This is a genomic window from Pseudanabaena minima str. Chao 2107, from assembly GCF_051131155.1.
Lineage (GTDB): Bacteria > Cyanobacteriota > Cyanobacteriia > Pseudanabaenales > Pseudanabaenaceae > Pseudanabaena > Pseudanabaena minima.
The window spans coordinates 3,763,156-3,782,160 of sequence record NZ_CP159508.1; the positions used below are offsets into that span (position 1 = coordinate 3,763,156).

Consider the following 19,005-nt stretch of genomic DNA (forward strand, 5'->3'; position numbering starts at 1 on the left):
TCCTCCATTTATCTAAACATGACTTACAACTGGCACTCTCAAGTTGATTGAGGCATAGACTCGATTAAGGCTCTTAGTACTTTGTTAACGGCTTCAGGCGTAGTAAAAACCCTTGCTACATCTTCATCTAAAACCACAATATTTAATCTCTTACCTTCACTCCGATTAGCAAAGCGATTAGGTTTAGCCTTCTGATAATCAAAGCTATATTCATGTAAAAGCTCATCAATAGAACTTTGTTGACCTTCAACGGGACTGTTGTTCATAATCTTCACACTCTTTTCTGGTTGTTTGACGGGCGCTAATAATACGAATACCATTCGGGCGCTCAGTAAAAGAAATGATCAATAAACGATTGCGTTGTGAGTGACCAATAATGATCTCTCTTAACACATCGAAAGAATGTGCTTCATCATCAAAGATGACTGCTAGAGGATTATCAAATACTGTTTGAGCTTCCTCAAAGCTAACTCCATGCTTTTTTAGATTGGCGATCGCTTTTACGTTATCCCACTCACATTTCATAAACGCATTATAACCAACTATCGAATTATTCTGGAATGCAGCTAAAAAACAAGGGGCTTGCGCCCCTTGCCTTTTGTTAATTAGCTGCCGCCGATACGGGCGACATCGCGGGAGTTGGCTTCAAAGGCAGCGTTGAGTGCATCATCACCACTCAGACCATCTTCCAATGCTTCCTTAATTGCTTGCAATACCCGCTTGTAATCCTTGGGCATTACCTTTACGAATTTAGGAACACTCGCATTCCAATCAGCGAGAACCTTCGCACCCTTAGCACTCTCCGTATAGTCAACGTGCTGCTGAATCAACTGCTTCAGATCCTTGATTTCTTCGGGATCTTCGAGTTTCTCTAAGCCGACCATTGAGGTATTGCAACGGGTTGCGAAATCGCCAGATTCATCGAGAATGTAGGCAACACCACCACTCATACCTGCGGCGAAGTTCCGTCCTGTTAAACCGAGAACGACGACTTTTCCACCAGTCATATATTCGCAACCATGATCGCCGATGCCTTCGACTACAGCATTTACGCCAGAGTTCCGCACACAGAAACGTTCACCAGCGATGCCGCGAATATAGGCTTCGCCACTAGTTGCACCGTAGAAGGCGACGTTACCAGCAATGATGTTCTCTTCGGCGACAAAGGTAGAAGCTTTGTGGGGATAGAGAATGATCTTACCGCCGCTCAGACCTTTGCCGAGGTAGTCGTTAGTATCGCCTTCCAGTTCCATCGTCACACCAGAGGGAACGAATGCACCGAAGCTTTGACCAGCCGTACCTTGGAAATGCAGATGTACGGTGTCATCAGGCAATCCTTCCCAATGGCGTTTGGTGATTTCGTTACCAAGGATAGTTCCGACTGCGCGATTGATATTTTTAATGGGAACTGTGGCATGGACAGGTTCACCATCAACGATCGCTGCTTGACATAAATCTAACAACACCGTCATATCAAGGGACTTGTCTAAACCGTGATCCTGTGGAATTTGGGCATAGCGTCCGACATCTTCACCAACTTCGGGCTGATAGAGAATCTTGGAGAAGTCTAAGCCCTTCGCTTTCCAATGTTCAACCGCTTGCTTCGCTTCGAGGACATCGGTACGACCGACCATTTCATCAAGGGTGCGGAAGCCTAACTGTGCCATCAGTTCACGCACTTCTTGAGCGATGAAGGTCATGAAGTTGACGGTGTGGGCAGGATCGCCTGTGAATTTCTCGCGCAATTGAGGGTCTTGGGTGGCAACTCCGACGGGGCAGGTGTTGAGATGGCAAACGCGCATCATGATACAGCCTAAAGTAACAAGGGGAGCAGTGGCAAAGCCGAACTCTTCGGCTCCTAGTAGCGCAGCAATCACGACATCACGCCCTGTTTTCATTTGTCCATCGGTTTCCACGACGATGCGGCTGCGGAGGTTATTGAGAACGAGGGTTTGGTGGGTTTCGGCGAGTCCCAGTTCCCAAGGTAAGCCTGCGTGCTTGATCGAGGTTTGGGGCGATGCTCCAGTACCACCATCATAGCCAGAGATGAGAACGACATCAGCATGAGCTTTAGAAACCCCTGCGGCGATCGTGCCGACACCAACTTCGGATACCAACTTGACGCTGATACGGGCGGCGCGGTTGGCATTTTTGAGATCATGAATCAACTCAGCGAGGTCTTCGATGGAGTAGATGTCATGGTGAGGAGGTGGCGAAATCAAGCCCACTCCTGGGGTAGAGTGACGGACTTTGGCAATCCAAGGATAGACTTTCTTGCCAGGGAGTTGTCCGCCTTCCCCTGGTTTTGCGCCTTGTGCCATTTTGATTTGAATCTCTTTAGCTTGGGAGAGATAGAGGCTAGTTACACCAAAACGTCCAGAGGCTACCTGTTTGATAGCACTATTTTTGGAATCTCCTTGCTCGTTTGTCCATGTGTAGCGATCGGGATCTTCGCCACCTTCGCCTGTGTTGGATTTACCACCAATACGATTCATAGCGATCGCTAAAGCTTCATGGGCTTCCTTAGAGATAGAACCATAGCTCATTGCGCCAGTTTTGAAGCGTCTCAGAATGCTTTCAATAGGTTCTACTTCCTCAAGGGGAATTGATTCGCGAGATTTGAAATCGAGCAATCCTCGGAGAGTGAAATGCTGTTGATTCTGCTCATTGACTAGAGAGGAGTATTTCTTGAACTGCTCGTAATTGCCTTCACGGACAGCCTTTTGCAAAGCATGGATGGTTTCAGGGCTGAAAAGATGCGCTTCACCTTCCTTGCGCCATTGGTATTCGCCGCCGACATCGAGAGTATTACCACTAGAGGGACGGTCGGGGAAAGCATGGGTATGACGCGCGATCGCTTCTTTGGCGATTACTTCCAAATTAGCCCCTTCAATGCGGGAGGCTGTCCAAGTGAAGTATTGCTTGATTACTTCTTGATTCAAGCCAACGGCTTCAAAGATTTGAGCGCCGCGATAGCTTTGGATCGTGGAAATACCAATTTTAGAAGCAACTTTCGTTACGCCCTTAGTAGCTGACTTGATGTAGTTCTTGACCGCAGTTTTGTAATCGACATTCACGAGCAAGCCTTGCTTGATCATGTCATTGATACTTTCAAAGGCAAGGTAAGGATTGATCGCGCCACAACCATAGCCAATCAAGAGCGCGAAGTGATGCACTTCTCTAGGTTCACCCGATTCGAGGACTAAGCCGACTCTGGTTCTTGTTCCTGTACGGATGAGATGGTGATGTAAGCCTGATACCGCCAACAATGCAGGGATTGGCGCATTGTCAGGATTCACGCCGCGATCGCTTAAAATCAAAATATTCACACCATCGGCGATCGCCTGATCAGCCTTCGCGCAAATTTCCGTAATTGCTGATTCTAATCCAGATACACCAGACTTAGGAGCGAACAAAGTGGAAAGTGTAACTGATTTAAAACCACCTTCATTAATATGCTTCAACTTTGCTAGTTCTGCATCACTGAGGATGGGAGTTTTTAGCTCAATCAAGTGACAGCTTTCTGGCTCAGGTTTGAGCAAATTCCGTTCTGCGCCAATTGTGGTTTCTGCGGAAGTAATAATCTCTTCACGAATGGAGTCAATTGGTGGATTAGTTACCTGTGCAAATAGCTGTTGGAAATAATCGTAGAGAAGTTTCGGGCGATTGGAAAGAACTGCTAAAGGAGCATCATTACCCATTGCGCCTACAGCTTCCACACCATCACGCGCCATTGGCGTTAATAGCAAGCGCAAGTCTTCAAAGGAATAACCGAAAGCCATTTGTCGCTGCGTGAGGGGAATTGCTTCTGGTGCGGAGACTTCTGCATCCTTGAGACTGGCGATTTCCACCATATGCTGATTAATCCAGTCACGGTAGGGATGCTCAGTTGCAATTTGATGCTTGATCTCTTCATCAGCAACAATCCTACCTTCCTGCATATTCACCAGAAACATGCGTCCCGGTTGCAAGCGACCCTTCGATTCGATGCGTTCAGGTTCAATTTGTAATACCCCTGCTTCGGAGGCGAAGATGACCAAATCATCCTTGGTGACGTAGTAGCGCGAAGGACGTAAACCATTGCGATCCAAGACTGCGCCGATCATCGTGCCATCGGTGAAGGCGATCGAGGCGGGACCATCCCAAGGTTCCATCAAGCACGAATGATATTCATAAAATGCTTTCTTCTCATCACTCATGGATTCATGGGCAGTCCAAGGCTCAGGAATCATCATCATCATGGCATGAGGTAGCGATCGCCCTGCCAGTACCAATAATTCCAAAGCGTTATCAAAAATCGTGGAGTCACTACCTTCGATGTTAATGACGGGCTTGATCTTGGAGATGTCATCACCAAACAAATCCGACTCAAACATTGACTGACGAGCGATCATCCAGTTGGTATTGCCGCGCAAAGTATTAATTTCGCCATTGTGGGCAATGTAGCGGTAAGGGTGCGATCGCTCCCAACTGGGGAAAGTATTCGTACTAAAGCGCGAGTGGACTAGAGCCAGAGCGCTCTCCATGTCGGGATCACGCAAATCATGGGCGTAGTACATTCCCACTTGTGCCGTCATCAACATCCCTTTATAAACGATGGTGCGACAGGAAAGGCTTGAAGGATACCAGTAAGGGTCAACGTTTGCTGCGCGAATGGCGGTATGGGCAAGCTTACGCAGCACAAACAATTTGCGATCGAAGGCGAGGTCATCGACAAGATCAGGCGATCGCTGAATGAATACCTGCTGCATGAATGGTTCACTGGACTGAGCTGTTGCGCCCAAAGACGAATTATCGGTGGGTACATCACGCCAACCGAGAACCTTCAAACCTTCAGCAGCTACCAACTTTTCAAAAGCTTCTCTACCATTCTTGCGAGAAGTAGCATCGGGCGAAGCATAAACCATGCCTACACCGTATTGTCCTGCTTCAGGTAGGGTGATATTTGCCGCAGCCGCCACTTTCACCAAAAACTTATGGGGGATTTGCATCAAAATCCCTGCGCCATCACCTGTATTTGTCTCGCAACCGCACGCGCCACGGTGTTCCAAGTTCTCCAGAATTGTCAAACCCTGCTCAACGATCGCATGGGATTTTTTCCCTGACTTGTGAACAATAAATCCGACCCCACAAGCGTCATGTTCAAATTGGGGATCGTATAAACCTTGTTTTAGGGGCAGTGCGTTGCTATTCATCATGGACTGAAAAGGATGGTATTTAAGGATTATGTTAGCTCAGACGTAATTGAGTAGTTACGATCGCTACTTTGGATTGTACTAATAAATCTATGTCCTAGGTATGAGGTACTAAGGAATTAGTCAAATTCAGTTAGTTATTATCACTATTTTTATTGCAGTTGTTACAAAACTTGACAGGCGTACAAACCTATAAACTTAAACTCTTCGTAGAAAAGTACTATAGCTGTCACCATTTTTGTTAGGACATAAAACCCAAATAATGTGAGGCGGCGCTTCGTGCCGTCTCACATTATTTGGGTTTTGATTTATCCTAATACAGGTGGCTATAGCTATAAAAGTCTCAAAAGTGACGTTTAATGTCTTAATTTCGTAACATGCTGACTAATCGGCTCACTTTTAATCGTAAATACTTCTACTTGACAGTTTTATTCTTTTTAATAGAAGTTTATATCGCTATTTTTATCAATGACCAGTTGATCCGTCCTTTTATTGGGGATGTATTAGTGGTAATTCTGATTTACTGCTTTATTAAATCTTTTTGGAAAGTTCACTCACAGGTAGCAGCGATATCTGTTTTTGGATTTGCCTGTGCGATCGAAGGATTGCAGTATCTCAAGTTTGTCGATCGCCTAGGATTAGCAGAAAACAAAGTTTTAGCAACTATTTTAGGAACTACCTTTGATTGGAAAGATATCTTAGCCTATGCGCTTGGGACTGTGATCATCCTAGTGTGGGAAAGTCGCTAAAAGTGTTATTTACAGCAATTACCAAGCAAACGAACCACAAGAAAGAACTTGAAAGCGTTGCTTCACAACGCTTTCAAGTTCTTTCTTGGTTTGGGTTTGAGCGCAAAGCACTGCAAACAGTCATTTATCGAGTGCCAAGCATTGCTTCTAACTGTCGAAGCCGACCTTCGGCTAGGCGATCGCGACATTGTTTGACCGATGGCGAGTTATCCAGAGAAATTAATGATTCAAACTGACAGTGCTGTGCTTGGTAGAGCAACCATTGACGCTGCCCCGCAGAATTTTGTATATTGTCCTGCTTCAGAATTTTAGCTAGCCTTTGGGTGGTGACATCTGATGTAAGTTGAGAATTATTCGTTCCTAGTAAATCAGCAATGCGATCATTAGTCAGTCTGGCTCGACAACTGAAATACAAGAGAGGATAAATGGAGCCTTTACGGAATGGTTCACTCAACTCCTTACAATGAATATCTCGATAGGAATTCCAAGTTTTTTCAACTGCTTTGAGTTGGGACTGTCTAGCTGTAGGAATCTGACTATAAACTTCATCATAAATTAGCGATCGCAAGAAATCAGCAGTTTTTGCCCAGCGAGAAGCACAAATGTTTAGGTAAAGCTGGGCTTCTTTTTCGCAGGCTGGGGGAGCAACTCCAAATTGTTGAGAGCTAGTGATCGTTTCCGATAATACAGGAGGCATTGCCATACAGGACAGTCCTATGGCGATCGCGAAAGAAGATAAAATCTTTTTCATATTATTTGAATTGTTGGGAATTGCTATATGTATCTTTCTCAGGTTATTTACAGCAATTACCGTTCAAACGAACTACAAGAGATTTTTTAAAAGTTTTGCAAAGCAAAACTTTTAAAAAATCTCTTGGTTTGGGTTTGAGCGCAAAGCGCTGTAGAACTAGTATATTTGCTTAAAAGATGACATCTCATAATCCTATAATCTTTAAATCTTTTTAACTAATTGCCTAATACGACCATGTCCGATTCGCTATCACCTCGCGCCGCAATGCTCTCGTCCATGCTTTTAGAATTAATCGAGATTTTGCGCGATCACCAAGGTGAAACATGGGCGGCGATCGTGCGCGTGGCTTCTGGGAAATCGGCAACGATCGCGATCGATGAAGCTCGCATCCATGTGCAGGTCGAAGGAGGACAGGAATTACAAATCACTATTTCCGAGGCTGAGCCTGACGCAGTCAATGACTTTGAAAGCACTGGGGTTGCTTTACGCAACATCATGTTTGGCAAATCTACACTCGAAAAGTCTGTCGCTTCTGGCAAAATCTTCATTCGGGCTAGTTTTGGCGATCTGTTAAAAATACGTTCAATCGTTACCGCTGTTCTACTTGACACAGAGATCGATCCGAGATTGCTCAGTCTTTGGGGAAGATTTGATCAGGAGTGGCGGCAATAGATTTAGGCAATCTTGCTCAAAATGGAAAGTGTGCCGAACCCAATTAAAATAAGCCCACTTCCCCAATTGAGCCAACTTGACCAACGACGCAATTCTAAAAACTGTTTAATCAGCCCTGTAAATGTCCCTGCGATCGCTAATGGCAATACAGAGCCGATCGCATAGGCAAGTAAAAATTCTGTACCCACCAGCAAATTTCCTGAGCCTGACACCCAAGCTAAAAGGGTCACTAATACGGGAGTACTGCAAGGCGAAGCCACAAACCCAAAAGATAATCCGATTAATAGCGATCGTAATCCCTGTGGCAAATTTTGAGATACTTCCCAATTCCCAAAGCTGGGTAAACGGAAAGAAATTACTTCCAATAGTTGCAATCCCATTGCGATCGCGATTATTCCCATCACCACCGACCAACCCCAAGCCGTTTGTCCATAAATTTTACCGAGAAGCGCGGCGGTCAGTCCAAAACCTGTGAGGGAGATCGCAAAGCCGAGACAAAACCATGCCGATTGCAGCGCCGATGTCCATGTACTTTTAGATTCATAGCCGCCAATATAGCCAATCGTGAGTGGCAACATTGACAAGGTGCAAGGGGTCAGACTTGTAACAAGTCCTGCTAAAAACACTACGCCAATGCTTGTCCATGAGGCTTGATTGAGTTGGCTATTCACCAAAGCATCAGTCCATTGTTCAAGTTGATAAAACCAGTTTGGTAGACCACCCAAGAAAGTATCAATAAATTGCAGCATCGTGATTATTATTAAACTATTTTTATTCTATAGCTCTTGTTAGGACACAAACCCAAAAGACGAGTGGCGGCGCTTCGCGCCGCCACTCGTCTTTTGGGTTTTAAATTGTATGCAGCACCCAACGAAAGGCATAACGCCATTTGAGTGAGAAATCAACTAGTCCTGCGGACTCGGCAATATTTTTTAGCTCAGGGGATTTGAATCCACGTAAAACCGATAGAGGTGCATCATTGCGAACCATTTGCACCGCAGGTAATAGCCTTGTGAGGGCATAGATTCCATAATAGGCAAGAGGATGCCGATGCAAATCATTAATCAGAATACCTTGCTTCGATATACGCTGCATCGATCGCACAATTTGTACAGCATTCTCATGGGCAAAGTGATGCAAAAACATCGCGGCGATCGCCACATCAAACTCGTCATCTGCATAGGGTAACGCCAGAGCATCCGCAACTTCCACTTTGATTTTTGCTTGTAGTTCTGGTGGTAATCGCTTTTTGAGAGCTTCACGGGCATAATCAACGGTGACAGGATTAGCATCGATCGCCACAATTTCGACATTGATTGCAGGGGACTGAGCCGCAGCCCAACGCACGATATATTCAGGGAAATCACCAATACCAGTGCCGATATCAAGAATGCGGGTAGTTTGATTTGATTGCGCTCTCTTTTTGAGAAAAGGCGCGAGAACTTCCATCGTGGTGGCATATCCGCCTAGCAGTTGGTTAATGGGGCGCAGTTGTTCTAAGGCATCGGTAAGACGTTCATCCTGAATGGAGAAATCATCCATCAATTCATCTTGATTGGTGCGGATTTGAAATGAAGGCATATATGCTCCTAATTTTTTTAATCAATATTTGTAGCGCTTAGCGCTACAAATATTGGTAGTTAGACTTTTTGAAATAAACAACCTTCAATCGATAGTCCAGGACCAAAGGCTAAAGCAATCCCATTTTGAAATGGAGTCTCTGCATCTACTTGATGCTTGGCTAAAATCTGTTTGAGAATAAATAGAATCGTTGGCGAACTCATATTGCCATAACGTCGCAAAATCTCATAGGAATCAGCAACCATGCGATCGCTAAGCTCACAAGTAGATTGAATCTTTTCAATAATTCGTCTCCCTCCTGGGTGAATCGCCCAAAAATCTAGATCCTCTGAGGTGAGATGATGTTGACTTAAAAAAGTTTGTAGATAACTAGGTAAATGTCCTACTACTACATCAGGAACTTTCGGAGATAGACCCATCAAAAAGCCCGTATCACCAATTGTCCAATTCATTAGTTCTTCAGTGTTTTCTATGAGTAGACTCGATCCATCAGTGTAAGCTAGCTTTCCTTCAGCTTCAGAGAATGGGCGAGAAGTTAAAATAGCGGCGGCGGCTCCATCGGAAAAGATAGCATTAATAATCGTATTCTCTAGAGTGTCAGCCACTTGAAAATGCAATGAACATAACTCCACACAAACTAAAAGAACTTTGGCATGGCGATCGCTTTGACAGATCGCATGAGCAGTTCTCAGTCCATTAAAGGCAGCATGACAGCCCATAAATCCAATCATTGTCCGAGAAATTGTATAGGAAAGCCCTAGTTGCTTGATCAGGTGAATATCAATCCCAGGAGCCGAAAAGCCCGTACAACTAACGACTATTAAATGGGTAATGTCTTGAGCGCGAAGATTTTCTGTTTCAGCGATCGCTTGTTGTGCTGCTTGCAGCGCAAGTTTAGGTGCATAGATTTCATATTTTTGATTGCGACTAAAGGTGGTTGGTGTGGGTGTGAGTTCCCAATTATCAGGATATAGTTCAAATTTTTGAAGATCGCCGCCATAGTCTGGAATGCAGCTAAAGCGATAATCGATTCCTGAATTTGCATAAATTGATGGAATTCTTTTTCTAATAGCAGCCGATAAACTTTCTGTCTTTAACATAAAGTCAGCGGCTTGGGATTGCGTGAGCTTATAAGTAGGATTGCTAGTAGCGATCGCTTCTAAAACTGTATACATTTGGTATCGGTGGGATTTTGGGAAACGGGATGGTAGCGCAAATGGTTACAGCAAACCTCTAGACAATTATATCAATTGCCTCCGCAACACAGGCAAAGGCTCTTGTCATAAAGGGCGAGCGCTATTTGGATACAGAAGATCGGATTCCCATGATGAGGGATTATTAGCTATGTATTGGCGTAGGCGATCGCAGATTTCTTGATTGCGGATAATATGTTCATAATAGTTCCGTTGCCATAGTCTGCCGATAAATGGTTGCCATTGTGCCTGATGAACGCCATGACGATATTTTGTGGTTGTGAAGGATTTGAACCGATGAATAATTTCTCCTAATGTCATCACAGGTTCTATTTGTGCTGATTTCAGAATGATAATGCCGTGAATGTGATTGGGCATTAACACAAAGGCATCTAATTCTATGTTTGGATAATGGAATGGCAGTTCTTCCCAAACTGTTTGTACCATTTCTCCCGCAGGGTTTGGATACATGATGCCATCGGCGATCGCGCCTAATAGAGGTTGTCGATGGTTGATGCAAATGGTGATGAAATATGCGCCTGACTGTGAATAATCGTATCCCTTGAGACGAATGGAACGGCGATGATGTATGTCTGGATTGTAGGACATGGTGCAATTTTTTGGCGGCGATCGCATTTTATCGTTGTATTTGGAAATTTTCGCCGTATTGTGGGATTTTCTGCGATTGGCGACAACGGGGCGAGCACGGGGGCATCGCCCCTACCGATTTTTGTTTTGAATGGTAAATGGAATGTTCTGGCGATAATTTTTATGATTTCACCCGTAGGGGCGAGGCTCCCCGTGCTCGCCCCTTCTATGCGAACCGCAAATAATTTTTGACTGCAAAATCCCCGATTTTCATTAATAGATTTGGCGATCGCATTATTATCATCGGTCAAAATTGATCGCAATTTTTTCCCACATTGCAAATCCATCGCCGTATAAAAAAATGGTCGTGATCTGCGACAACGGGGCGAGCACGGGGGCATCGCCCCTACCATTTCTTGTTTTAAATGGTAAATGGAATATTCTGGCGATAATTTTTATCATGTCACCCGTAGGGGCGATGCCCCCGTGCTCGCCCCTTCTACGCGAACCGCAAATAATTTTTGACCGCGTAATTCCCAATTTTCATTGGTGGATTTGGCGATCGCATAATCATCATTGATAAAAACAGATCGCAATTTTTCCCCACATTGCAAATCCATCGCCGTATAAAAAAATGGTCGGTGATTGGCGACAACGGGGCGAGCACGGGGGCATCGCCCCTACCCATTTTTGGTTTAAATGTTAAATAGAATGTAATGCGAATAAAATTTTATGATTTCACCCGTAGGGGCGATGCCCCCGTGCTCGCCCCTTCTATGCGAACCGCAAATAATTTTTGACCGCAAAATCCCCAATTTTCATGGATGGATTTGGCGATCGCATAATCATCATTGATAAAAACAGATCGCAAATTTTCCCCACATTGTAAATCCATCGCCGTATAAAAAAATTGTCGTGATCTGCGACAACGGGGCGAGCACGGGGGCATCGCCCCTACCCATTTTTGGTTTAAATGTTAAATAGAATGTAATGCGAATAAAATTTTATGATTTCACCCGTAGGGGCGATGCCCCCGTGCTCGCCCCTTCTATGCGAACCGCAAATAATTTTTGACCGCAAAATCCCCAATTTTCATGGATGGATTTGGCGATCGCATAATCATCATTGATAAAAACAGATCGCAAATTTTCCCCACATTGTAAATCCATCGCCGTATAAAAAAATTGTCGTGATCTGCGACAACGGGGCGAGCACGGGGGCATCGCCCCTACCCATTTTTGGTTTAAATGTTAAATAGAATGTAATGCGAATAAAATTTTATGATTTCACCCGTAGGGGCGATGCCCCCGTGCTCGCCCCTTCTATGCGAACCGCAAATAATTTTTGACCACAAAATCCCCGATTTTCATGGATGGATTTGGCGATCGCATAATTATCATTGGTCAAAATTGATCGCAATTTACCCCCATATCGCAAATCCATTGCCGTATAAAAAAATGGTCGTGATCTGCGTCAGAGGGGCAAGCACGGGGGCATCGCCCCTACCCATTTTTGTTTTTAAATGGTAAATGGAATGCGAATTAAATTTTATCATTGCACATGTAGTGGCGATGCCCCCGTGCTCGCCCCTTCTATGCGAACCACAAATAATTTTTGACCGAGCCATCCACAATTTTCATTGGTGGATTTTTGAAAAAAAATTTGATCGCCTGACGGCGAAGGGCTAATCAAAGAAGGGCAGAGAAATACGAAGAAGTGCAAAGGGCTGAGGGCAAAAGAACAGAGAAGGGAGTCCTCACCGCACAGAACAGACAACTCGAAAACCGATGAAGTCGTCCTGACCGCGCGCATAGCTGCTGCCGCGATACGCAGACCGACAATTCCTAGCATTGCTGTTCCACGAACCACCGCGCAGCAGTTTTTTTGTTTCGCCGCCGTCTTCATGATTCTTAATGTCCTTTACCCAAATCTGTGCATCAATTGGCGCTCCTTCATAACTATCATGCCAATCATCGGCACACCATTCCCACACATTGCCATGCAGATCGTAAAGTCCCCAAGCATTAGCTGGTTTCATTCCGACAGGATGCGTACCACAATTATTTTGCCTTATTCGTTCAAGATATCGATTAGAATCTTGATTCACTTCTTTCCAGATCTGATCGGCATCGATCGCGCGATCTCCGCTATTGTTGCCATACCAGCCATAGTCATCTAACTGGCTAGGATCATCACCAAAGCTATATTCTGTGTATTCACTTGCCCCTGCACGACAGGCATATTCCCATTCCGCTTCACTGGGCAAGCGATAGTTCTCTCCTGTTAGACGCGATAGCCGCGCACAAAATTCTTGAGCTTCGTACCAAGTTATTTGCTCCACAGGTTTATCATCACCACGATGATAGGCAGGATTGAGACTGAGATCGATTTCGACCTTGGGCAACATCGCCACAGTCCGCCATTGCGCCTGTGTGACAGGATACTTACCCATCCGAAAGGCTTTTACCGTAACTTGGTGATAGGGTTTCTCATCGTCATAACCTTTCCCTTCAGGTGACCCCATCCAGAACGTACCGCTAGGAATATCCAACATTTCGGGCAGATTCCTTTCATCAAGCCAAGGCTTGTATTTGCAACGATTTTGCCATACAAACTCCTGTAGCTCGGATGTGAGGTAATCATTCAGGGCAACTTCCACTTCCTCGATTTGTGCCACCACCCCTTCAGGCAACAAGAACTTATCGCGATCGCTTGCCTGCTGACATTCCTCAAAAGCATCGCGAATCCGATTTGCCAACCGCAACACATCGCGTTTTTCTTCACGCCACTTTGCGAAATATTCCCATTTCTCCATCAACGCCTCATGCGCCATATCCACCCATGCCTCACCATCTCCATCCTTGCCCGTTACCAACAGTCGCCCCGCCACCAACTGATCCAGTGCCACCTGAAAGGCATCTCGATCAACCTCTTGAGCCAGTTGCGTGAGTTCCCCCTTGGTTTGTCGCTGGCGCGTATCCCTTTCACCCAAACCCGTCCGCACCAACATCAAACAGATTCGCTTTGCCCATTCCTGCTCCTGCGGTTGCAACGCATCATAAATAGAGTTGGCGTGATTATTCAGCGCTCCCATCACTCCACCCAGCTTGTCATAGATCGCAAAAGTAAATCGCCGCTTTTCGCGATTTTCCCATAGCTGCGTCAGCGCAAACTCCAACAAAGGCAGCACATTCTTCTCATCACGCACATCGCGCAAAATCGCAGGTAACAAACCCTCACCTAGTTCATATTGTCCAACTTCAGCAGGAGCCGCGATCGCCTCTTTTAACTCCTCCTCATTCATCGGCAACAACAACACCTGATGCTCTTGAATCACCTCCCCTAAACCACGATAGCCCAGACAATTCTCAAAGAAATCTGCCCGCATCGTCGTCACCACCCGCAAACGCGAATCAGGATACTGCGTAATCCCCACCAACAAGTCGATAAATTGCTGACGTTCTGCTTCCTTTTCCGCAGGACATACCGTAAATACTTCCTCAAACTGATCGACCACCAGCAAAATCTTCTTCTGCTCGGATAGACAGGCGATCGCTGCTTCTAAATTTCCCGATGCGATTTGTTTGCTAATTTCCAGTTTGCTATCCGCTCTCTGACAAAGCTGCGTCAATACCCGACTAATTTCGGCAACAGGCATAAGCGGCGAGTCCCCAGCTTTAATCGGTGGCAAAATCAACCAATTTCCCTGCGCTTCCAATTCCGAAATCAGCCCAGCCCTCACCAGCGATGACTTACCACTCCCCGAAGCTCCAATCACAGGCACAAAGCTTGATTCGGTTATTTTTTGTAATAACAACCGCACAAAGCGATCGCGCCCCTTAAAAAATTTCGCTGTCTTCAAATCAAACGCATTCAACCCCACATAGGGACAAATTTCATAATTATTCTCACGCTTTACAGGTGTTTCATAATTTGCATTTTTTTGTAACTGATTTTCTATTTCTTGGATTTTTTTGAGTTTTTGCTCCAATTGGCGCTCAATTTTAACTCTCTGAACTTCATCAAGAGTTGATTCCCATTGTTCTTGAAGCGTCTCAGCCTCTTTTTGAAGAACATTAATCTGTTGATTGAGAAGATCCTGTTGAAGGTTAGCCATTCTCCATTTTCTCCAGCTTTGCTAGTTTGTGGGCTAATTGACGCTCAAGTATAACTCTCTGAACTTCATCAAGAGTTGATTCCCATTGCTGATGAATTATCTCGATTTCCTGCCTGAGAGATTCGATCTGTTTCTGACGTATTTGTTGCCTGAGATTTGAAACACTATCTGACTGGGGTGAAGATTTTGGCTTGCTGTTAACTGATTGACTAATATTGACAATATCTCCACCTTGACGAAAGCCGCTTGTGTGCCTGTACTGAGAACTGTTAACTATATTGACAATATCTCCACCTATTGGAACATTTTCAAAACCAGTCTGCTTAACACTGTCACTTGCTTGTAGATTGCTTTTTTGATTGTTTTGTGTACCGATATTGTCGCCCTGCACATTAAGGTTGCCAGTCACTAGCTGCCCCACAGATCCATAAAAATTATACTGAGAAGTACTATTTCCTGATTGATTGTGCGTTTCATTTTGTGGAGTAACACTTGACATTGAACGATAATCAACAACTCGCAGCGCTCGCCCATAGCCAAAACTCACAGCCTCTTGTCCCGTACCACGCAACTGAGTCAAACACATAGTCAAACATTGTGCCTGCATAAACTATTCCGCGTTCGTTCGCCCTATCCCTCGCCAATCCGCGCAACAGCGCCCCCGTAAAAATACTATAGCTCTCGCTTTTCATCGCATAGGCTTCTTCAAACTTGCGACAAGCCGACACCAAAAAATAATCCTGCTTCAATTCTGCAAAAGCCTGACTGACGATCGCCCGTTGCAAAAATCCCTGACTCTCCTCAAGCAAAGTCTCGCTGTGACAACAATCAAGCAACACTACCAAATTACTCAACTTCGCCTCACCGATCAACCCACTCAGATCGTCTAAAGCAATACCATTCTCAATTCCCGTAATTTCACCACTGCTAGTTTTTAGAGCAGTATTAGACAGCGCCAAATAGCCGCGCTTTTTGCCAAAGTTCCCCTTCACCACCACCGCATGACCAGAGAAATAAATCAGCACCTCATTGCGATCCGCCCGTTCCAGCAGCAATCGCCCCAACGCATCCTCAAGCTGCTTCGCTGTCACCTCCCCCGTCAGCACCTGAATATCTTCAAAATCACCATGCTGCTTCAGCAGATCATGCACCGCCTTAGCATCAATCTCAGTCTTGCTGAGATTACCAAGCGGAGATTTATATTTGGCTACACCAACCACCAACCCATATCTAGCCATAATTTACATTGGGCTCGCTTAAACTAGAGATTACGATAAACTTCATCATCGTTACGTTTACCCACCCGAAAAATGCGGATTGCATTATCTTCAATGGTGTAAAGAATACGACATTCGCCAGAATCCACACGATAGCCTCCTGCATAGCCCTTTAGAGCCTTACAGTCTTGCGGCTGAGGACTATCCAAAAGAGAAAAAATCTTAGTTGCGATTTGCTTAAACTGTTTAGGTTGTAGCTCTGCGAGAGATTTTTTTGCATCTCTGGCAAATTGTAAAGTAAAGCGATCGCTCAGAGATCTTTGAGATTTTCTACTTGCAGTTGAGAACCATAAATCTGGTTATGATCTGCTAACACATCTTCAAATCCAAAAAAAGCATCATTATCCGCAATCGCCTGTCTCAACAGCTTGCTATCCAAAGCATCCTCTAAAGCCTCAAGCAAACCCGTCAAATACTCATAGCGCACCATTGCCACCACTGGCTTACCATCCGACTCAATCACAATCCGATCATTGCGATCCTGAACATCATGGACGAGTTGAGACAACTCACTACCTACTTGACCAATTTGGAGAATATTCACCATAAGCTAATCCTATCAAGACAAACTTATTTTATGACAATAATATTACAGTTAAAATTCATACCCAACTAAAATCATGGCTCACAAAATTTATATCGAGCAAGAAGATGGCGAAATTCTCGACATTGAAATCTCTGAATCCGAAGATGATCAACCAGTAAATGCAGATAGCGATCGCGAATCCTATGGCATCAAAGAAGATGCGATTAAAAACTTGCAAGAGATCCATGAAACCATTCGCTTCTATACCAAATATGCGATCGGTGCGTTCAAAAATCTTGGTGATGCCCAAGTCGAAGAAGTCAACCTCAAATTCGGTTTAAAAATTAGCGGTGAAGCAGGTATTCCCATTCTTACCAAAGCCTCAGCCGAAAGCAACTTTGAGATTTCCGTCAAATGTAAGTTTCCACCAAAATAAACTTCTATTAACTATACATACATTCTTATCTATGGTGTCACCTTACTAGCGATCGGCATTCTCCAACCAGAACCAAAAGCGCGATCGGTTATTCTCAATCCTGGAGCAGCTTGGCGACGTTTGAATTCAGCAATTTTGACAAGACGAACTACGCGATCGACGATCGCTTGATCATGTCCCGTAGCAATAATTTCGGAAGCTGAAAGATGTTGATTAATCAGCTTATGCAAAATATCATCCAGAATATCGTAGGGAGGAAGTGAATCTTGATCGAGCTGATCAGGCTTCAGTTCCGCACTGGGAGGCTTAGTAATAATATTCACAGGAATCACTTCTGTCTTCCCTTGCTTAATTGATAGAAGAGAACTAGTTCGATTTAGCCATTCACAGATAGAAAATACTCTAGTTTTGGGGACATCAGCGATCGCGGCAAGTCCACCATTCATATCACCATAGAGAGTACAGTAACCAACCGAAACTTCCGATTTATTGCCTGTAGAGAGCAGCAAATGTCCAAACTTATTCGAGATTGCCATCAGCAGGCTGCCACGAATTCTTGACTGCAAGTTCTCTTCAGTCACATCACTAGATTTTCCTGTAAAGAGATTAGCTAGACTAGTATCAAATGCTTCCATCATTGGCGCAATCGGAATGGTTTGCGTAGAGATTCCTAAATTATCTGCCAAGGCGATCGCATCGGTAATCGAATGCGTAGAACTATAGGGCGAAGGCATCAACACCCCCAATACATTCTCTTTGCCGATCGCCTCGGCAGCGATCGCCGCCACCAGTGCAGAATCAATACCCCCACTCAACCCAATCACCACTTGCCGAAATCGACATTTCTGCACGTAGTCACGCACACCAAGCACTAAAGCCGCAAAAATTTCCGCATCATCACTTTCATATCTGGATGCATTCAGGTTTAGCACGTCATCCAAATTAATGACCAGTAAATCCTCTTCAAATCCCTTCCCACGAGCGATGATTTTGCCACTACGATCAAAAGCCATGCTCCGCCCATCAAAAATCAAGTCATCATTTGCCCCAACTTGATTGGCGTAAATCAATGGCAAGTTATGCATAATCGCACTATGGCTTAACATCGACTCGCGTAAATTCTGTTTGCCCACCGCATAGGGTGAAGCCGATAAATTCAGTAGTAAATCGAGTTGATGATTTTGCGTGAGTTCCGCAACAGGATCATCGGCATAGTTCCGCTTGCCCCAAAACTTCTCATCGTTCCAAATATCTTCGCAAATGGTCACCCCAATCCTTAGTGATGTTCCATCCTTGAGATGTAGTGTAAAAACTTGACTCCCATTACCCACGGCAAAATAGCGATCTTCATCAAATACGTCATAGGTTGGTAATAATCGCTTATGAAAAATCTGCCTTACTTCACCCCCCTGAAGCAAGGCGGCGCTATTAAATAATGGCTTCCCACCTGCTTGACTAGCATGGGGATTGACAGACACCATGCCCACTAATACCGCAACATCAGGAGGAAGTTTACGAGCAAGATCCGCGATCGCTGCTTCCATATCACTAATAAATTGCCGATGCATTAATAGGTCGCGAGGTGGATAGCCACAGATCGATAACTCAGGCGTGAGTACTAGTTGCACACCTTGTTCAGCTAATTTCTGTACAGCAACCAATAGGCGATCGCTATTACCGACTAAATCGCCAATTACTGGATTAAGCTGGGCGATCCCAAAAATTACAGGGGTCATATTTGTTTTATGGGTTTGAAATTATTGGCTGTTAGCGATTAGCTTTTAGCGATTAGCTTTTAGCGACTAGCGATTAGCTTTTCCAAATATATTTTAAAAGCCTCGCAAAGCGAGGCTTTTAAAATATATTTGAGTTTACCAAGAGTGCAAAGCACTCTAACAAGCTAACAGCTAATCGCTAAAA

18 protein-coding genes are annotated in these 19,005 nt (G+C 44.7%); 3 read left to right on the forward strand and 15 right to left on the reverse strand.

Features of this window, described 5'->3' with window-relative positions; translation table 11 throughout:
- Nucleotides 1–38: 38 nt before the first annotated feature.
- From ABM313_RS17215 to gltB, 3 genes are all read right to left on the reverse strand, one after another.
- Nucleotides 39–266: a hypothetical protein gene (locus ABM313_RS17215; RefSeq protein WP_434684385.1), complete on the reverse strand. Its 228-nt coding sequence runs from the start codon at nucleotides 264–266 to the stop codon at nucleotides 39–41.
- On the reverse strand, nucleotides 247–525 hold the full coding sequence (locus ABM313_RS17220) for a BrnT family toxin (RefSeq protein WP_434684386.1): 279 nt from the start codon (nucleotides 523–525) through the stop codon (nucleotides 247–249). The genes ABM313_RS17215 and ABM313_RS17220 overlap by 20 nt, the downstream gene beginning before the upstream one ends.
- Nucleotides 526–605: 80 nt before the next feature.
- Complete coding sequence (gltB, locus tag ABM313_RS17225) at nucleotides 606–5,195, reverse strand: glutamate synthase large subunit (RefSeq protein ID WP_434688510.1); 4,590 nt, start codon at nucleotides 5,193–5,195, stop codon at nucleotides 606–608.
- Between the two features lie 377 nt (nucleotides 5,196–5,572).
- On the opposite strand from gltB, the gene ABM313_RS17230 reads away from it, so the two are divergent.
- Nucleotides 5,573–5,944, forward strand: a complete 372-nt coding sequence (locus ABM313_RS17230; RefSeq protein WP_434684387.1) for a DUF2809 domain-containing protein — start codon at nucleotides 5,573–5,575, stop codon at nucleotides 5,942–5,944.
- A gap of 124 nt (nucleotides 5,945–6,068) precedes the next feature.
- Here ABM313_RS17230 and ABM313_RS17235 read toward each other — a convergent pair whose 3' ends face one another.
- Nucleotides 6,069–6,695, reverse strand: a complete 627-nt coding sequence (locus ABM313_RS17235; RefSeq protein ID WP_434684388.1) for a lysozyme inhibitor LprI family protein — start codon at nucleotides 6,693–6,695, stop codon at nucleotides 6,069–6,071.
- Nucleotides 6,696–6,929: 234 nt separating this feature from the next.
- Between ABM313_RS17235 and ABM313_RS17240 the strand changes: the two genes are divergently transcribed.
- On the forward strand, nucleotides 6,930–7,367 hold the full coding sequence (locus tag ABM313_RS17240) for a hypothetical protein (RefSeq protein ID WP_434684389.1): 438 nt from the start codon (nucleotides 6,930–6,932) through the stop codon (nucleotides 7,365–7,367).
- Between the two features lie 2 nt (nucleotides 7,368–7,369).
- Here the strand turns inward: ABM313_RS17240 and ABM313_RS17245 are convergent, their stop codons facing one another.
- The 10 genes from ABM313_RS17245 to ABM313_RS17290 form a co-directional block, all read right to left on the reverse strand.
- The gene (locus ABM313_RS17245) at nucleotides 7,370–8,116 is read right to left on the reverse strand and encodes a cytochrome c biogenesis CcdA family protein (protein ID WP_434684390.1); all 747 of its coding nucleotides are present in this window, start codon (nucleotides 8,114–8,116) and stop codon (nucleotides 7,370–7,372) included.
- Nucleotides 8,117–8,216: 100 nt separating this feature from the next.
- Nucleotides 8,217–8,948: a methyltransferase domain-containing protein gene (locus ABM313_RS17250; protein ID WP_434684391.1), complete on the reverse strand. Its 732-nt coding sequence runs from the start codon at nucleotides 8,946–8,948 to the stop codon at nucleotides 8,217–8,219.
- 59 nt (nucleotides 8,949–9,007) lie between these two features.
- Nucleotides 9,008–10,123 (reverse strand): type III polyketide synthase, encoded by a 1,116-nt coding sequence (locus ABM313_RS17255; RefSeq protein WP_434684392.1) that lies wholly within the window; start codon nucleotides 10,121–10,123, stop codon nucleotides 9,008–9,010.
- A gap of 105 nt (nucleotides 10,124–10,228) precedes the next feature.
- On the reverse strand, nucleotides 10,229–10,750 hold the full coding sequence (locus ABM313_RS17260) for a transposase (RefSeq protein ID WP_434684393.1): 522 nt from the start codon (nucleotides 10,748–10,750) through the stop codon (nucleotides 10,229–10,231).
- A 437-nt stretch (nucleotides 10,751–11,187) separates the two neighbouring features.
- Complete coding sequence (locus ABM313_RS17265) at nucleotides 11,188–11,325, reverse strand: hypothetical protein (RefSeq protein WP_434684394.1); 138 nt, start codon at nucleotides 11,323–11,325, stop codon at nucleotides 11,188–11,190.
- Between the two features lie 1,160 nt (nucleotides 11,326–12,485).
- On the reverse strand, nucleotides 12,486–14,846 hold the full coding sequence (locus ABM313_RS17270; protein ID WP_434684395.1) for an nSTAND1 domain-containing NTPase: 2,361 nt from the start codon (nucleotides 14,844–14,846) through the stop codon (nucleotides 12,486–12,488).
- Nucleotides 14,839–15,453 (reverse strand): hypothetical protein, encoded by a 615-nt coding sequence (locus ABM313_RS17275; protein WP_434684396.1) that lies wholly within the window; start codon nucleotides 15,451–15,453, stop codon nucleotides 14,839–14,841. The genes ABM313_RS17270 and ABM313_RS17275 overlap by 8 nt, the downstream gene beginning before the upstream one ends.
- Nucleotides 15,356–16,084 (reverse strand): caspase family protein, encoded by a 729-nt coding sequence (locus ABM313_RS17280; protein WP_434684397.1) that lies wholly within the window; start codon nucleotides 16,082–16,084, stop codon nucleotides 15,356–15,358. Before ABM313_RS17280 ends, ABM313_RS17275 begins: the two co-directional genes overlap by 98 nt.
- Before the next feature lie 23 nt (nucleotides 16,085–16,107).
- The gene (locus ABM313_RS17285; RefSeq protein ID WP_434688512.1) at nucleotides 16,108–16,377 is read right to left on the reverse strand and encodes a type II toxin-antitoxin system RelE family toxin; all 270 of its coding nucleotides are present in this window, start codon (nucleotides 16,375–16,377) and stop codon (nucleotides 16,108–16,110) included.
- On the reverse strand, nucleotides 16,374–16,670 hold the full coding sequence (locus ABM313_RS17290; protein WP_434684398.1) for a type II toxin-antitoxin system prevent-host-death family antitoxin: 297 nt from the start codon (nucleotides 16,668–16,670) through the stop codon (nucleotides 16,374–16,376). The genes ABM313_RS17285 and ABM313_RS17290 overlap by 4 nt, the downstream gene beginning before the upstream one ends.
- 73 nt (nucleotides 16,671–16,743) lie before the next feature.
- On the opposite strand from ABM313_RS17290, the gene ABM313_RS17295 reads away from it, so the two are divergent.
- Complete coding sequence (locus tag ABM313_RS17295; RefSeq protein ID WP_434684399.1) at nucleotides 16,744–17,085, forward strand: CU044_2847 family protein; 342 nt, start codon at nucleotides 16,744–16,746, stop codon at nucleotides 17,083–17,085.
- 29 nt (nucleotides 17,086–17,114) lie between these two features.
- Here the strand turns inward: ABM313_RS17295 and ABM313_RS17300 are convergent, their stop codons facing one another.
- Nucleotides 17,115–18,821, reverse strand: a complete 1,707-nt coding sequence (locus ABM313_RS17300; RefSeq protein ID WP_434684400.1) for an NAD+ synthase — start codon at nucleotides 18,819–18,821, stop codon at nucleotides 17,115–17,117.
- Nucleotides 18,822–19,005 lie beyond the last annotated feature (184 nt).

Excerpts from the sequence above, each read along its gene's own strand:
- ABM313_RS17215 (WP_434684385.1), bottom strand. The coding sequence starts at position 266 with ATGAACAACAGTCCCGTTGAAGGTCAACAAAGTTCTATTGATGAGCTT.
- ABM313_RS17220 (WP_434684386.1), bottom strand. The coding sequence starts at position 525 with ATGAAATGTGAGTGGGATAACGTAAAAGCGATCGCCAATCTAAAAAAG.
- gltB (WP_434688510.1), bottom strand. The coding sequence starts at position 5,195 with ATGAATAGCAACGCACTGCCCCTAAAACAAGGTTTATACGATCCCCAA.
- ABM313_RS17230 (WP_434684387.1), top strand. The coding sequence starts at position 5,573 with ATGCTGACTAATCGGCTCACTTTTAATCGTAAATACTTCTACTTGACA.
- ABM313_RS17235 (WP_434684388.1), bottom strand. The coding sequence starts at position 6,695 with ATGAAAAAGATTTTATCTTCTTTCGCGATCGCCATAGGACTGTCCTGT.
- ABM313_RS17240 (WP_434684389.1), top strand. The coding sequence starts at position 6,930 with ATGTCCGATTCGCTATCACCTCGCGCCGCAATGCTCTCGTCCATGCTT.
- ABM313_RS17245 (WP_434684390.1), bottom strand. The coding sequence starts at position 8,116 with ATGCTGCAATTTATTGATACTTTCTTGGGTGGTCTACCAAACTGGTTT.
- ABM313_RS17250 (WP_434684391.1), bottom strand. The coding sequence starts at position 8,948 with ATGCCTTCATTTCAAATCCGCACCAATCAAGATGAATTGATGGATGAT.
- ABM313_RS17255 (WP_434684392.1), bottom strand. The coding sequence starts at position 10,123 with ATGTATACAGTTTTAGAAGCGATCGCTACTAGCAATCCTACTTATAAG.
- ABM313_RS17260 (WP_434684393.1), bottom strand. The coding sequence starts at position 10,750 with ATGTCCTACAATCCAGACATACATCATCGCCGTTCCATTCGTCTCAAG.
- ABM313_RS17270 (WP_434684395.1), bottom strand. The coding sequence starts at position 14,846 with ATGGCTAACCTTCAACAGGATCTTCTCAATCAACAGATTAATGTTCTT.
- ABM313_RS17275 (WP_434684396.1), bottom strand. The coding sequence starts at position 15,453 with ATGCAGGCACAATGTTTGACTATGTGTTTGACTCAGTTGCGTGGTACG.
- ABM313_RS17280 (WP_434684397.1), bottom strand. The coding sequence starts at position 16,084 with ATGGCTAGATATGGGTTGGTGGTTGGTGTAGCCAAATATAAATCTCCG.
- ABM313_RS17290 (WP_434684398.1), bottom strand. The coding sequence starts at position 16,670 with ATGGTGAATATTCTCCAAATTGGTCAAGTAGGTAGTGAGTTGTCTCAA.
- ABM313_RS17295 (WP_434684399.1), top strand. The coding sequence starts at position 16,744 with ATGGCTCACAAAATTTATATCGAGCAAGAAGATGGCGAAATTCTCGAC.
- ABM313_RS17300 (WP_434684400.1), bottom strand. The coding sequence starts at position 18,821 with ATGACCCCTGTAATTTTTGGGATCGCCCAGCTTAATCCAGTAATTGGC.